At 65.0% G+C, this 13517-nt stretch carries 14 protein-coding genes; all 14 read left to right on the top strand.

Annotated features, from left to right (window positions below; translation table 11 throughout):
- The first annotated feature begins 6 nt into the window (after positions 1-6).
- The 14 genes from tilS (at position 7) to lysS (ending at position 13514) form a co-directional block, all read left to right on the top strand.
- On the top strand, positions 7-933 hold the full coding sequence (gene tilS / locus CGLAUT_RS10535; RefSeq protein WP_290185081.1) for a tRNA lysidine(34) synthetase TilS: 927 nt from the start codon (positions 7-9) through the stop codon (positions 931-933).
- Positions 934-1056: 123 nt separating this feature from the next.
- The gene (locus CGLAUT_RS10530) at positions 1057-1842 is read left to right on the top strand and encodes a hypothetical protein (RefSeq protein WP_290185080.1); all 786 of its coding nucleotides are present in this window, start codon (positions 1057-1059) and stop codon (positions 1840-1842) included.
- 451 nt (positions 1843-2293) lie between these two features.
- Positions 2294-2899 carry a hypoxanthine phosphoribosyltransferase gene (hpt, locus tag CGLAUT_RS10525; RefSeq protein WP_198304927.1) on the top strand — a complete coding sequence of 202 codons (606 nt, stop codon included), beginning with the start codon at positions 2294-2296 and terminating at the stop codon, positions 2897-2899.
- Between the two features lie 13 nt (positions 2900-2912).
- Complete coding sequence (ftsH, locus tag CGLAUT_RS10520) at positions 2913-5339, top strand: ATP-dependent zinc metalloprotease FtsH (protein WP_095660689.1); 2427 nt, start codon at positions 2913-2915, stop codon at positions 5337-5339.
- On the top strand, positions 5329-5970 hold the full coding sequence (folE, locus tag CGLAUT_RS10515; RefSeq protein ID WP_095660688.1) for a GTP cyclohydrolase I FolE: 642 nt from the start codon (positions 5329-5331) through the stop codon (positions 5968-5970). Before ftsH ends, folE begins: the two co-directional genes overlap by 11 nt.
- A gap of 27 nt (positions 5971-5997) precedes the next feature.
- Positions 5998-6849 (top strand): dihydropteroate synthase, encoded by an 852-nt coding sequence (gene folP, locus CGLAUT_RS10510; protein WP_095661180.1) that lies wholly within the window; start codon positions 5998-6000, stop codon positions 6847-6849.
- 4 nt (positions 6850-6853) lie between these two features.
- Positions 6854-7225, top strand: a complete 372-nt coding sequence (gene folB / locus CGLAUT_RS10505; RefSeq protein ID WP_095660687.1) for a dihydroneopterin aldolase — start codon at positions 6854-6856, stop codon at positions 7223-7225.
- A gap of 2 nt (positions 7226-7227) precedes the next feature.
- Entirely contained in the window at positions 7228-7689 is a 462-nt protein-coding gene (gene folK / locus CGLAUT_RS10500) for a 2-amino-4-hydroxy-6-hydroxymethyldihydropteridine diphosphokinase (RefSeq protein WP_095660686.1), read from the top strand.
- On the top strand, positions 7686-8153 hold the full coding sequence (locus CGLAUT_RS10495) for a DUF3180 domain-containing protein (protein WP_290185077.1): 468 nt from the start codon (positions 7686-7688) through the stop codon (positions 8151-8153). The genes folK and CGLAUT_RS10495 overlap by 4 nt, the downstream gene beginning before the upstream one ends.
- Before the next feature lie 10 nt (positions 8154-8163).
- Positions 8164-9171, top strand: coding sequence for a DUF6779 domain-containing protein (locus CGLAUT_RS10490; protein WP_290185076.1), 1008 nt, complete (start codon positions 8164-8166; stop codon positions 9169-9171).
- Positions 9172-9175: 4 nt separating this feature from the next.
- Positions 9176-9880: a 6PGD fold domain-containing protein gene (locus CGLAUT_RS10485; protein ID WP_290185074.1), complete on the top strand. Its 705-nt coding sequence runs from the start codon at positions 9176-9178 to the stop codon at positions 9878-9880.
- A 6-nt stretch (positions 9881-9886) separates the two neighbouring features.
- On the top strand, positions 9887-10702 hold the full coding sequence (locus CGLAUT_RS10480) for a pantoate--beta-alanine ligase (protein ID WP_290185072.1): 816 nt from the start codon (positions 9887-9889) through the stop codon (positions 10700-10702).
- A 23-nt stretch (positions 10703-10725) separates the two neighbouring features.
- Positions 10726-11943 carry a hypothetical protein gene (locus tag CGLAUT_RS10475; protein WP_290185071.1) on the top strand — a complete coding sequence of 406 codons (1218 nt, stop codon included), beginning with the start codon at positions 10726-10728 and terminating at the stop codon, positions 11941-11943.
- Positions 11944-11972: 29 nt separating this feature from the next.
- On the top strand, positions 11973-13514 hold the full coding sequence (gene lysS / locus CGLAUT_RS10470; protein ID WP_290185070.1) for a lysine--tRNA ligase: 1542 nt from the start codon (positions 11973-11975) through the stop codon (positions 13512-13514).
- Positions 13515-13517 lie beyond the last annotated feature (3 nt).

Genomic DNA, 13517 nt, shown 5'->3' with positions numbered 1-13517 from the left:
GCGTTCGTGGAACCCTTCTGGCCGCGGAAGTCGTCCCATTTTCTCGCTTGTCGACGGGCCGTTCGTCCCGTCCACACCAATCCCGACCACCCAGCCGCCATCGGTTTATCGGGCGGGCCCGACTCACTCGCTTTGGTCGCCGCTGCCGCTGCCGAGGGCAAGCACGTCCGCGCGGTGGTGGTGGACCACGGTCTGCAGCCCGGCTCCGCCGACGTTGCGGCCTGCGCGGCCGAGCAGGCGCAGCGCCTGGATGTGCCTGCTGAGGTTGTCCGCGTCGACGTGGACACCGTAGCCGGCACTGGTCGCGCCATCGGCCTCGAAGCTGCCGCCCGCGCCGCGCGCTACAGTGCGCTCTTCGCGGCAGCTGGATCTGATGCCGATGTTTGGGTCGCCCACACCGCCGATGACCAGGCGGAGACGTTGCTCCTCGGCGCGTTGCGCGGCAACCCTGCGGGCATGGCAGCCAGGGCCGATCGACTCGTCCGCCCGTTTCTGTTTCTCCGCCGCGCGGAAACCGTTGGTGCGTGCCAAGAACTCGGGCTCGAAACGTGGGACGACCCGATGAACCACGACCCGGCCTACCGCCGCGTCGCCATCCGCCAGCAGATCATCCCGGCATTGACGGAACTCCTCGGCGGTGATGCCGTCGTCCCGCTCGCCGCCACCGCAAACCGGATCGCCGAAGATCGCCAGCTCCTCGAGTCCCTCGCCGACCTCGAGCCCACCGCCGACTGTGCTGAGCTCGCCGCAGACCCCGCACCCGTGCGTCGCCGTCGCATTGCGGCGTGGCTGATCGAAAACGGCATCTCCGTTCAGGGCGATCAGCTCAACGCTATCGATGGCCTCGTCACCGACTGGCACGGCCAGGGCCCGATCACCCTCACAGGTGGCCGCACCGTCACCCGCGATGCCGGGCACCTGCACCTTGTCTGAATGATGCGCTCCGGTAGCGTTATGTTGAATGAAAATAGCCATGACATTTTTTGGGGGGGTCGTGTGGGTGACACACAGATAAAGTATCCCGAGTACCTTCAGTTTCTGGATCAGCGTTCGCAGATGAATTCAGCACTGATGGCTCTGCTTGCAGGGTCCCAGCTAACCTCAAATACCCTGCAATTGACCGAGGGCTCGGAAGAAACTCTCGCCAGGATCTTTCCGGCAGTCCGGCATATTGAGCGGTTCAACCTAAGGTCAGACGAGGCGCGATCGTATATTGACCAGGCGGAGGGGCACTTAGCAAGAGTGGGCATTCCTTACGCGATGTCGGTCCTTGAGCAATACGTGGTATCCGCTGTCGGTTTGGCGCGGTTAGACGGTATGCAGGTCGTCGATTCGGCCGGTAACACTGGACCCGACATCAAAATGGTTAATATGCACGAAGTTTTCTACGCCAGTTGCCACGCCCAGCCTCCCGACTCGATGCTGGAGCTCTTCCACGTTTTGCGGTTAGTCCGCAACGGGATCATTCATGAAAACGGGAATTACAAAGCGGCTTTGGATCAGATGATCCCAGCCCTATCAGATGAAGCGCTCGATTACTGGGAGAAAGTGACTCAGAACCGCCAGCCGCTTCAGATTAAGGGAAACAACAATTCCCTACTAATAGACGCTAGACATCTCTTTCTCGCATTCGGCCTCGTGCAGCGCCTTGCTCGTGATGTAAACCGTACTCTGGGTAAAACCGTCTCAAAACGAACTTGGGCGGAAATCGTGGTCGACCACTATGAATCCGAGACGAGTGCTCCCCGTAACTCCAGCAAGTGGCAGAGGTCGGTCATAGGTTTGGCCAAATTCAACTATGGCCCAGGGATTATCGTCAAACGATTTGAAACAGGCTGCTGAATCGAAAGGTTACTGGACGGTTCCGCACTGGCCTTAAGCACCAAAAGAGGGGCTCTGCCACTGAGCTACACCACAACCGTGGGCCGGGAATCGAACCCGAGTCTCCCTCTTTCGCGAAAATCCCGGTCACGAACCGACAGAGTCTTACTCAGATTTTCTGTACCATCATTCTCCCAGATACTGTCGTTTCCCGCAACGTCGTCACGGTATTCGAAATTCTGCATTCGTTGGCCCGCCACCGAGACGAATAAGCCCCTGGCAAATATTTACCGAAATGCAACATGTTGCCACTTTCGCCCGCACGCCTCCTTCAGCCCTTCCAGGCCTCCCCCAGGTTCGCGGGAACCAGCCCCCACCCAGGGCGGTTCTTGAATCTGGCCGGATTGTGGTGGCAAGATGAGGAAGTTGATCTTTACCAACATTCCCAACGCAGCATCCGCAGAGGTAAGCAATGACGAAGCTGTACGACCACAAGGATTACAACGTCCCCGCCAACCGCTACGGCGACGATGTGGAGGCCGTGCTCATTCCGGAGGATGCGCTGCAAGCCCGCGTCCAAGAACTCGCGGACATGGTGAGCGAGAAATACAAGGACTCCGAGCAGGACCTCATGCTGGTATGCGTGCTCAAGGGCGCGGTCTTTTTCCTCACAGACTTTGCGCGCAAGCTCACCATCCCCTGCGAGATGGAGTTCATGGCCGTGTCGTCGTACGGCAACTCCACGACCAGCTCAGGCGTGGTGCGCATTCTCAAGGACCTGGACAAGGAGATCGAGGGCCGCGACGTACTCGTCGTTGAGGACATCATCGATTCCGGCCTTACCCTTTCGTGGCTGCTGAAGAACTTGAAGGGCCGCGGCCCGAAGTCGCTCGAGGTGGTCACCCTGCTGCGCAAGCCGGAGGTGCAGACCGCAAAGATCGATTTGCTCGATGTCGGCTTCGACATCCCGAACGAGTTCGTGGTGGGTTATGGTCTCGACTTTGCCGAGCGCTACCGCGACATTCCCTATGTGGGCACGCTGCACCCGAATGTCTATTCCGAGCTGTTAGGGCTTTAAGCTTCACCACGATATGACAAAAAACCAAAATGTCTTGCGGTGGGGCCTCATTGGCGCCGTCGTACTCATCGTTCTTTACCTGCTCACGCTGATTGGTGACGACACCCGCGCGTACCAGGACGTCGACACCTCCGTTGCTCTCGAGCAGCTCGAGAATGGCAACGCCGAAAAGGTGCAGATCGACGACCGGGAGCAGCGCGTCCGCATCGAGTTGCGGGAGCCAATCACTATCGACGAGCGCGAGGGCGTCGAAGCCGTCTCGGCCCAATACCCGGCGCGCACCACCCCGACCGTGTTCGAGGCGGTGCAGAACTCCGGCGCGGATAGCTACAAGACGAACGTGACGCAGGAGTCCTTCCTGCTCTCCATGCTCGGCTTCATGCTGCCGATGATCATTATCTTCGGCCTGCTGTTCTACTTCATGTACCGCATGCAGGCCGGCGGCGGGATGTTCGGCATTGGCGGTTCGAAGGCGAAGCAGCTGAACAAGGACAACCCGACGAACACGTTCGCCGATGTCGCGGGTGCGGACGAGGCCGTCGACGAGCTGCAGGAAGTTGTGGACTTCCTCACCGACCCGGAGATCTACGAGAAGCTCGGCGCGAAGATCCCGCGCGGTGTGCTGCTCTACGGCCCGCCCGGTACCGGTAAGACGCTCCTGGCCCGCGCCGTCGCTGGCGAGGCTGGGGTGCCGTTCTACTCCATCTCGGGCTCCGACTTCGTGGAGATGTTCGTGGGTGTCGGTGCCTCGCGTGTGCGCGACCTGTTCAAGCAGGCGCGCGAAAACTCGCCGTGCATTATCTTCGTCGACGAGATCGACGCCGTGGGTCGCCAGCGCGGCTCTGGCATGGGCGGCGGCCACGACGAGCGCGAGCAGACGTTGAACCAGCTGCTCGTGGAGATGGACGGTTTCGACGGCCGCGAGGGCGTCATCCTCATCGCCGCAACGAACCGCCCCGACATCTTGGACCCGGCGCTGTTGCGCCCGGGCCGCTTCGACCGCCAGATCCCTGTGACCAACCCGGACCTCAATGGCCGCGCGCAGATTCTCAAGGTGCACGCGAAGGGCAAGCCGTTTTCGAAAGACGTCGACCTCGACGCGCTGGCGAAGCGCACCGCGGGCATGTCCGGCGCCGACCTGGCCAATGTGCTCAACGAGGCCGCGCTGCTCACGGCCCGCGTCGGCGGCAACGTGATCACCCCGGACGCGCTGGAAGAAGCCACGGACCGGGTGATCGGCGGCCCGCGCCGCAGCACCAAGATCATCTCCGAGAAGGAGAAGAAGGTCACCGCGTACCACGAGGGTGGTCATACCCTTGCCGCCTGGGCGCTGAAGGACATCGAGCGCGTGTACAAGGTCACCATCCTCCAGCGCGGCAACACTGGCGGCTTCGCCATGACCGCGGACGAGGACGACAAGGGCATGTACAACCGCGACGAGCTCTTCGCCCGCATGGTCTTCGCCATGGGTGGCCGAAGCGCCGAGGAGCTCGTCTTCGGCGAGCCGACCACCGGCGCGTCCAACGACATCGAGCAGGCCACGAAGATCGCCCGCGCGATGGTCACCGAGTACGGTATGAGCTCCGCGCTGGGCACCGTGAAGTACGGCGAGCAGCAGGGCGATCCGTTCTCCGGCGGGGGAGGGGGCGCAGCGCTCGAGTATTCGCCGGCAGTCGCAGAGACCATTGACCGAGAGGTGCATGAGCTTGTCGACGCCGCGCATGCGACCGCCTACGCCATCCTGCGTCGCAACCGCGATGTGCTGGATTCGCTGGTAAGCAAGCTGCTGGAGAAGGAAACCCTGCGCCGCCCGGACCTCGAGGACATCTTCGGCGCGATCCAGCCGGAGCGCCCCGCGATCCCGGTCCACGACGAGCGCTTCGCCCGCCAAGAAGGCCACGAGCCGGTAAAAACCCCGGTAGAGCTGGCTATCGAGCGCGGTGAGGAGCCGCCGAAGCGCTTCTCCATCCTCGAGGCTTCCCGCGAGACCCGCGAGCGCCGCCGCCAGGAACGCGAGGCGCAATCCGGGCAGCAGGGTGGTGGCCGCGACGGCGGTTCAACCCGTTGGCAGCCGAAGCGGGGCAACCAGCCGCAATACGGTGGCGCAACCCCGCCGCCGGATTGGACGTACCCGGGCCAGAACCAGCAACCGCAGCAACCAGGCCAGCCGATGCCGCCGCAGCAGCACCCAGGCATGGACCACTACCGGCCGAACGGAGACACCACTCAGCTGCCGCCGCGTCAGCCGCGCCCGTCGGAGCAGCGCACCGACGAGATCGGGTTCCGCCTGCCGGAGCACGAGCGCCCGGACCGCTCGTTCGAGGACAACCCGCGCCGCCCAGACGTGCCGGAGGAAACCCCGGTCCGCGACGCGGAAGACATCGTTAACCCGGACACGGAACCTGGAGCACCGGAAGGAGACCGCCGCGATGAGCGATAACGCCAACATCCTGGACCCCGAGCAGGTCAGCCCGGGAGCCTCCGACCACCTTGTCGCTGCCAAGGGCACCTTCGATCGGGAGCGTGCGGAAGCCGCAGTGCGCGAGCTCCTCATCGCCGTTGGCGAGAACCCGGATCGCGAAGGCCTTATCGAAACCCCGGCCCGCGTCGCCCGCGCCTACGAGGAGTGCTTCGCAGGCCTGCACACTGAGCCGACCGAGGTGCTGGAGAAGACCTTCGCAGAGAACCACCGCGAGCTCGTGCTTGTGCGCGACATTCCGATCTACTCCACCTGCGAACACCACCTCGTGCCGTTCTACGGCAAGGCCCACATCGGCTACATTCCGGGCAAGGAAGGCAAGGTCACCGGGCTGTCGAAGCTCGCTCGCCTCGCCGACCTCTACGCCAAGCGCCCGCAGGTCCAGGAGCGACTCACCGCCCAGATCGCCGATGCGCTGGTGAGCAAGCTCGGGGCGTCGGCAGTGATTGTGGTGATCGAGTGCGAGCACCTTTGCATGGCCATGCGCGGCATCCGCAAGCCCGGCGCGGTGACCACCACGTCTGCGGTGCGCGGCGGCTTCCAAAACAACCCGGCCTCGCGCGCCGAAGTGATGAGCCTGATCAGGAGCTAACTCATGAGCGCCACCAGCCAGCCACGCGTGACCGTCGCAGACCTCACTGCACCGGGGCGCACGACGGTGATGGGCATCGTCAACGTCACCGAGGACTCGTTCTCCGACGGCGGCAAGTGGCTTCACGTGGACCAGGCAGTCGCCCACGCCCATGAGCTGGTGCGGCTCGGCGCGGACATTATCGACGTCGGAGCCGAATCCACTCGTCCGGGAGCCACCCGAGTTGCGGCAGAGCTCGAGGCACAGCGCGTGCGACCGGTGGTCGAACAGCTGCACGCCGACGGCATCCGCACCTCCGTCGACACGATGCGAGCTGCGACCGCACTGGCCGCCGCGGAGGCCGGGGTGGACATGATCAATGACGTCTCCGGCGGCCTCGCCGACCCGGACATGTACACCGTCATGGCCGAGACCAAGCTGCCGGTGTGCCTCATGCACTGGCGCGCGGACCGCTTCGAAAGCGCCTCCGGCGTCGCCGACCACGGCGGCGATGTGGTCCGCGACGTGCATAACGTCCTTGCCCAACTCACCGGCAATGCAATCGCCTCCGGCGTCGACCCGGGCCAGATCGTGGTGGACCCGGGCCTCGGCTTCGCCAAAACCGCAGAGGACAACTGGGCCCTGCTCAACGCTCTGCCCGAGTTCGTCGCCGGTGACTTCCCGGTGCTGGTCGGTGCGAGCCGCAAGCGTTTCCTCATCGGGATCCGCGCGAACCGCGGGCTGGAGCACGGCCCGGTCGACGCGGACCCCGCAACCGCGGCCGTCACCGCGCTGTCGGCCCACCTCGGCGCGTGGTGCGTGCGCGTGCACGAGGTCGCCCCCTCGCGCGACGCTGTCGATGTCGCCGCTGCCTGGAAGCACGGGAACACCGGGAGGTAAGGAAGTGGCCGACCGCATCGAACTCAAAGGCCTCGCCGTCCACGCCAACCACGGCGTCCTCCCGCACGAGACCGAGCACGGCCAGGCGTTCACGCTGGACATCGTGTGCTGGCTCGACTTCGCCGATGCCGCCGCCACCGACGACCTGACCAAGACCGTCAACTACGCCGAACTCGCGCAGCTGGCCTACGACATCGCCGCCGGCACGCCGAAGCAGCTCATCGAGACCGTAGCCACGCAGATCGCCGAGGAAGCGCTCGCGCGCTACGCCGTGCTGCACGCCGTTGAGGTCACCGTGCACAAACCGCACGCACCCATCCCGTTGGTCTTCGACGACGTCGCCGTGGTCGCCCGCCGCTCGCGAAAGCGCCTGTGACCATGCGCGCTGTGCTCTCCACCGGCTCCAACATGGAAGACTCGCGCGCGCATCTCGTCAGCGTCGTCCGCGCGTTCGGGCCGGAAGTCATCGCGCAAAGCTCCCTTTACCGAAGCGCACCGTGGGGTGGCATCGAGCAGGAAGCATTCCTCAACCAGGCATTGCTTATCGACGCCCCCTTGGACGACCCATTCACCCTTCTTAACCGTTGCCAGGAGTTGGAACGCGCCGCGAACCGCGTGCGCGAGGTGCGCTGGGGCCCGCGCACCTTGGACGTGGACATCGTGGACATTGAAGGCTTCACCTCGACTCACCCCGTGCTCACCGTGCCGCACCCACGGGCGCATGAGCGCGAGTTTGTGCTCCGGCCGTGGCTGGAGATCGATCCGGAGGCGCACCTCAACGGCGAGCCGGTGCGCGACATCCTCGCGCGGCTGGAGCCGCAGGGGGTGGAGAAGCTGTGACGCGTACGTCGATTGCCGGTCTCTTCAGCGCAGCGGCCTTTGCCGCCGCAGCCGGATGGATCTTAGTGCGCCGGTTCTTTGCCGCGCTTGAGTCGTTGAGCTTGGTCGTGCCGCTTAGCCTTTGGATCCTCGGCGCGGTCTGCTTCTATCTCGCGTACATGGTGCGCAAGCGCCGCGAAGAGGGCAAGGTCGGGCTGGATCGCAGTCAGCTCAACCCCATGATGGTGGCCAACTTCATGATTTTCGGCAAAGCCTGTGCCTGGGCGGGTGCCCTGTGCAGCGGCGCGTATATCGGCGCTCTGGTGTACGTAGTCCCTCGGATGCACATTGTGACGGCTGCCGCGGAGGACTTTCCGTCGTTAGTCTCTGGTGCCCTTGGTGGAGTGGTGCTGGCTGTGGCTGGGGTGGTACTGGAGCGATCTTGCGAGGTGTCGCCACCGGCTCATGGGGAAGGTGCCAGCTAAGGTTGGCCCCATGACTGAACCAAGCCGCGGAGCAGCCAGCAAGGACAGAGGGAACATCTGGGTGATCGTCCCGTTTGTTTTCGCTGTGATCGGCACCGTGGTCATGCTGTTCACCAACTCGGCTAACGCGCTGAAGATCTCGTTGATCTTCGCGCTGTGGGCGGGTGCTGCTGGCATCATCGTGGTCGATCGTGCGCGCCGGGACCGCGACGCGGCCCGAACAGCGGCTGATGAGCGTGAATACGAGCTGGCCAACACTCGCGCGCAGCTGGAACAGGCCGTGGTGCAGTCGCGCGAGGCCGGTGCCCACCCCACGCAGCCGCAGCCGGCCCCGGTGTTGAACTCACAGGACCTTCAGGTGCTGCGCGAGCTGCAGGAGGAGATCAAGTCCCTGCGCAGCCAGCTTGAAGAGATGCGCGGCGCGGTGTTTGAGTACGAGCCGGCGGCTGTGCAGGCGCGCGCGCGACGCATTCAGGAGATCGGGTTGAACCGCGAGCCGGGGGCGCCGGTGTTCCCGGAGCCGACCCAGCCACCGCGTCCGTGGCAGTCGAGTGAAGACACCATGGAGATTGACATTGTGCGCGAGCCGGTCAGCATGCGCCGTGATCGCCCGGCGGGTGCGCCGTCAGCCGACGCGATTGCAGGCCGCCTGGGCCAGCAGCCCGCGCGTGAGCAGCCGAACCCGCTGTCCGAGATCATCAACGAGCGCGCGAACCAGGCGGAGGCGAACCAGGCGGAGGCGAGCGAGGAGCCAGCACAGGTGGTAGAGCCGACGCCGGTAGCTTCGGAGCCCGCGCCCGAACCCCAGCCCGAGCCCCAGCCTGAACCCCAGCCTGAACCCCAGCCTGAACCGGTCGTCGAGGAAGCGCCGGAGCCTGAGCAGGTGCCGGAGGCACAACCCGCCGAGGATTCCACTGGCCGGCACCGCGGTGGTGGTCGCCGCCGCCGCGACGAGCAGGGTGCAAGTGCGCTCTCGGTCGCTGACCTCCTCGCGCGACGCCAGAACGAAGGCGCTTAAGCCTGTGCCACCACGCCTCGTCGTAGGGGCGGTGTTTGGGGAGACACCGCTCGCGCTGAAACTCGAGCAAGCCGGCCACTCCGTTTACCCGATCGATCCGGTCGAGGACCCGGGCGCCATCCAGCAGGTCGACCTCGTCCTGCTCGACGGCGTTACGGACGGTGTCGAGTGGGCTGCCGAGCGCCTCAGCCCTTTCGCACGCCCGCAACAGATGTTCCTGCACACCGCGCTCACACACGGGCCGCAGTTGCTTGACGATGTCGAAACCGCCCACGCCATCGTCATGTGCGCGCACAACCTCTTCGCGGATGTGTGGGTTACCTCGGCCGCCGACGAGCTGGGCGAGACCGTCATCGGTTTGCTCGTCTCCGAGATCGGCGGCACAAGCGTACCCGTCAACGATGCCGACCGCGGCCTCCTCGGCGCTGCCCAGCGGCTGCGCGCACTCGAAAGCACACTGCGCTTCGACGCGTACGATCTGATTAGGTCCGCACTCCCGGACGTCGATGCCATGCAGGCCGAGTTCTTCTCTGCGCAATCCGGGTCGGCGGAAACGACGATGACGCCGCAGGAGCTGGACTGGCTCTTTGGCGCGATCGAGGATCCGGGAATCCGTCGACTGTTCGTCGACGTGCAGCGTCGTCAAGCGGAGCAGACCCGCTCCACCGATGTGGAGCTGTGGGCGTTTTCCAAATACGAAGGGAGCTAGTCCGAGATGGCATTTGAACCCGGCCAAGCTGTGGTTGTGACCGATGAGGCGCACCTGGCGCAGTACGGCCGCGCGTTTCGCAAGGTGGGCAAGTCGATCGTGGTCGTGCCGTTGACGACTGGCATCCACGCTGGCCACATCTCCCTCATCCGCGCCGCGAGATCGCTGCTCGGCGCCTACGTCTTCGTCATCTACCAGGGCACACCCGGCGAACCGGTGCCCGAAGACTTCGCCCGCGAAGGCGTCGATGTCGTCTTCCACGGCGAGCTCGCCACCACCGCCCGCATTCACACCGGTCTTGACCACCTCGAAGACGCTGACTCCATCGCTCACGACACCGCCCGCATTATCGCTGCTGCCAACCTCACCCACGCCACGGACCTGGTGATGGGGGAGAAGGACTTCGAGCTCCTCGTCGCAACCCAGCTTGCAGTAACTAGCCTGCGCATGGAGGTCAAACTCCACTCGGTGCCCACGGTGCGCATGCCGGACGGCATCGCGATCTCGTTGCGCAACGCTGACGTTCCCGAAGCCCAGCGCGACGCAGCCCTTGCACTTTCCGCCGCGCTTACCGCGGGGGCCCACGCCGCGGAGCACGGCGAAAAGGTCGTCCTCGATACCGCCCGGGGCGTCCTCGAAGCCGCCGGCTTGACACCCGCGTACCTCGCGCTGCGCGATCTAGCCTTCCGCCCCGCCCCGGAAACCGGTGACGCGCGCCTGCTCGCAGCGGTCGATCTCGGCGGGGTCCACCTGATCGATAACGTCGGGCTACCGCTGGGTGTCGGCTTCAAACACATCGAAGCTTCACCCGAGAACTCCTAAGCTGCTGCGCTACACTCGCACCCATGTCTGAGCCCGTTATCACCGGTGTCCTCAACGAACGCTACGGCATCGCCTTAGTCGGCGACGGGGCGCGCCAGACCGGCCGCACCGCCGCGTCCACCCTTTTCGAAGGCAAAACCGACGAGGGGGTCGGGGTGCAGATCGAGCTTTTCGACGCCCCGTTCAGCGCCGCAGCCGACACCGACGTGCTCAACTCCCAGCTCAACGACGTCGCCCACCCAGGGGTGTTCCGCCCGCGACTCGCAGGAAAGCTTGACGACGGCCGCCCGTTCATCCTCCGCGACGCACCCACCGGCACCCCTCTGTCTGGGCTCATCGCCGAAAAGCGCGAGGCGGGGGAGACAGTCTCGGACGCGTGGGCGGGTGAGCTGCTGGAAAGCGCGGCCGCAGCCATCGACGCCTACATCGCCGCCGGCCACTCGAACTTCCTCGCACGTTCCGTGAACACTGAGCAGATGCTGGTGCAGCACGCGTTTGCGAAAGCCCCGGTGAAGCTCGGTCTGGTTGGGCCGACCACCGAGCACTCCTCCGCGGAAGACATCCTGCACGACTTCTGGAGGGTCATTGCCGAGGTCACCGGTAAGCCGGTCGACGAGGGGGCCGCCGCCCGCCACGCCACCGCGGTGGGCTACCTGCGCGCGATCGCCGGCTCGGGTGTCGCGCCGGGCCCGGGCGAGGTCTACCGCCGCGAGGCGGATCCGTACCAGGCCAGCCAGGTCGCGCCCGTCGCCACGCAAACGACAACGGCCCGCAACCCGTGGCCGTGGATCATTGGTGCTCTCGCGCTCGCACTTGTGGCTCTCATCGGCGCGTGGTGGTTCACCAACCGCGGCCAGGAGTGGAACGAGGCCGAGGCCCAGATCCATGAGGCCTACCCGCAGATCGTCGCAAAGAAGTCTGGGCAGTATGGCTGGCAGGGCTTGACCTGCGAGTCCGCGGCCACCGACCCTGGGCAGGACGGAAAGATCCGCTGCGCCGACGAAAACCTCGGTGTGACCGTGATCAAGTACGCCAACGAGCGCGAGCGCAATGGTGTCGTGCCCGGCGTTGACGATGCAACGGTGCTGGGCAGCGGAGCGTGCATGATCAACGATTTTGAGATCCCGGACACCGATCCGCCTGCGTACGCGATGGCCCCGCGCGACAACACCGAGTACTTGTTCATCGTGAACGGTGCCGACGCAGAGACGAAGCGCCTCGAACTGCCTCTGTGCGAATAACGCGCACCCACCGACTACCATTAGCTGGCGTGACTAACCAGCAGGCCCAGCAGACTTCCCAGACGCACGACCTTTCGGAGCAGCAGCAGATCCGCCGCGCGAAGCGCGAGAAGCTGATCAGCGACGGCCGCGGTGCCTACCCCGCCGAGGTCAAGCGCACTACCTCGCTGCACGACCTGCGCCAGAAGTACGACGGCACGCTGGAAGCTGGCGAGGAAACCCAAGATGTCGTCTCCGTCACGGGCCGCATCATGTTCCAGCGCAACACCGGCAAGCTCTGCTTCGCCACCTTGCAGGAAGGCGACGGCACGCAGCTGCAGGTCATGGTCTCTCTCGCGGAGGTCGGCGAGGAGCAGCTCGCAAGCTGGAAGGCCGACACCGACCTCGGTGACATTGTCTCCGTGACCGGCCGCGTGATCGCCTCGCGCCGCGGCGAGCTCTCCGTCCAGGCCACCGAGTGGCAAATGGCCTCGAAGGCCCTGCGCCCGCTGCCGGTCGCGTTCGCCGACATGAACGAGGAGCAGCGGGTCCGCCACCGCTACACCGACTTGATCATGCGCGAGGCCGCCCGCGACAACGCGATGACCCGTATCAAGGTCATCGCCGCGGTGCGCAAGTACCTCACCGGCCTGGACTTCGTCGAGATCGAAACCCCGATGCTCCAGACCCTGCACGGTGGTGCGGCGGCCCGTCCATTCGTCACCCACTCCAACGCGCTCGACATCGACCTCTACCTGCGCATCGCGCCCGAACTCTATCTCAAGCGCGCCGTCGTCGGCGGCATTGAGCGCGTCTTCGAAATCAACCGGAACTTCCGCAACGAAGGCATCGACTCCTCCCACTCGCCGGAGTTCACCATGCTCGAGACCTACCAAGCTTGGGGCACCTACAAAGACGGCGCCGAAATGATGAAGGGGCTCGTCCAGTTCTGTGCCCGCGAGGTGTTCGGCACAGAGCAGGTCACGCTTGCCGACGGCACCGTGTACGACCTCTCCGGCGAATGGAAGGTCCTTGAAATGTACCCCTCGCTCAACGAGGCTCTGCAGCGTAAGTTCCCGGGCCAGCCCGAGGTGACCGTCGAGTCTTCCGTGGAAGAACTCAAGACAATCGCCGCGGCCATCGGCCTGCCCGTGCCGGAAAACGCAGGCTGGCTACACGGCAAACTGGTGGAAGAGATCTGGGAGCACCTCTGCTCCGACCAGCTCTACGAGCCGACCTTTGTCACCGACTTCCCGGTCGAGACCTCGCCCTTGACCCGCGACCACCGCGAGAAGCCCGGTGTTACCGAGAAGTGGGACCTCTACATTCGCGGCTTCGAGCTGGCCACCGGCTACTCCGAGCTCGTCGACCCGGTGATTCAGCGCGAGCGCTTCGAGGACCAGGCGCGCCTCGCCGCGCACGGCGACGATGAGGCGATGGTGCTGGATGAGAACTTCCTCGCCGCGATGGAGCAGGGGATGCCGCCGACCGCCGGCACCGGCATGGGTGTCGACCGTCTGCTGATGGCCCTGACCGGCCTCGGCATCCGCGAAACCGTGCTGTTCCCGCTGGTCAAGCCGGAAGCAAACTAGAGC

Origin of the sequence: Corynebacterium glaucum (assembly GCF_030408855.1) — a bacterium.
GTDB classification, from domain to species: Bacteria; Actinomycetota; Actinomycetes; order Mycobacteriales; family Mycobacteriaceae; genus Corynebacterium; species Corynebacterium glaucum.
Note: the sequence above shows the minus strand (reverse complement) of the source record. Positions and strands in the feature narration are given on the sequence as shown.

Bases quoted from the DNA above. Each gene is read 5' to 3' on its own strand.
- CGLAUT_RS10475 (WP_290185071.1), top strand. From the start codon at position 10,726: ATGTCTGAGCCCGTTATCACCGGTGTCCTCAACGAACGCTACGGCATC.
- hpt (WP_198304927.1), top strand. From the start codon at position 2,294: ATGACGAAGCTGTACGACCACAAGGATTACAACGTCCCCGCCAACCGC.
- folE (WP_095660688.1), top strand. From the start codon at position 5,329: ATGAGCGATAACGCCAACATCCTGGACCCCGAGCAGGTCAGCCCGGGA.
- CGLAUT_RS10530 (WP_290185080.1), top strand. From the start codon at position 1,057: ATGAATTCAGCACTGATGGCTCTGCTTGCAGGGTCCCAGCTAACCTCA.
- ftsH (WP_095660689.1), top strand. From the start codon at position 2,913: ATGACAAAAAACCAAAATGTCTTGCGGTGGGGCCTCATTGGCGCCGTC.
- folK (WP_095660686.1), top strand. From the start codon at position 7,228: ATGCGCGCTGTGCTCTCCACCGGCTCCAACATGGAAGACTCGCGCGCG.
- CGLAUT_RS10480 (WP_290185072.1), top strand. From the start codon at position 9,887: ATGGCATTTGAACCCGGCCAAGCTGTGGTTGTGACCGATGAGGCGCAC.
- CGLAUT_RS10490 (WP_290185076.1), top strand. From the start codon at position 8,164: ATGACTGAACCAAGCCGCGGAGCAGCCAGCAAGGACAGAGGGAACATC.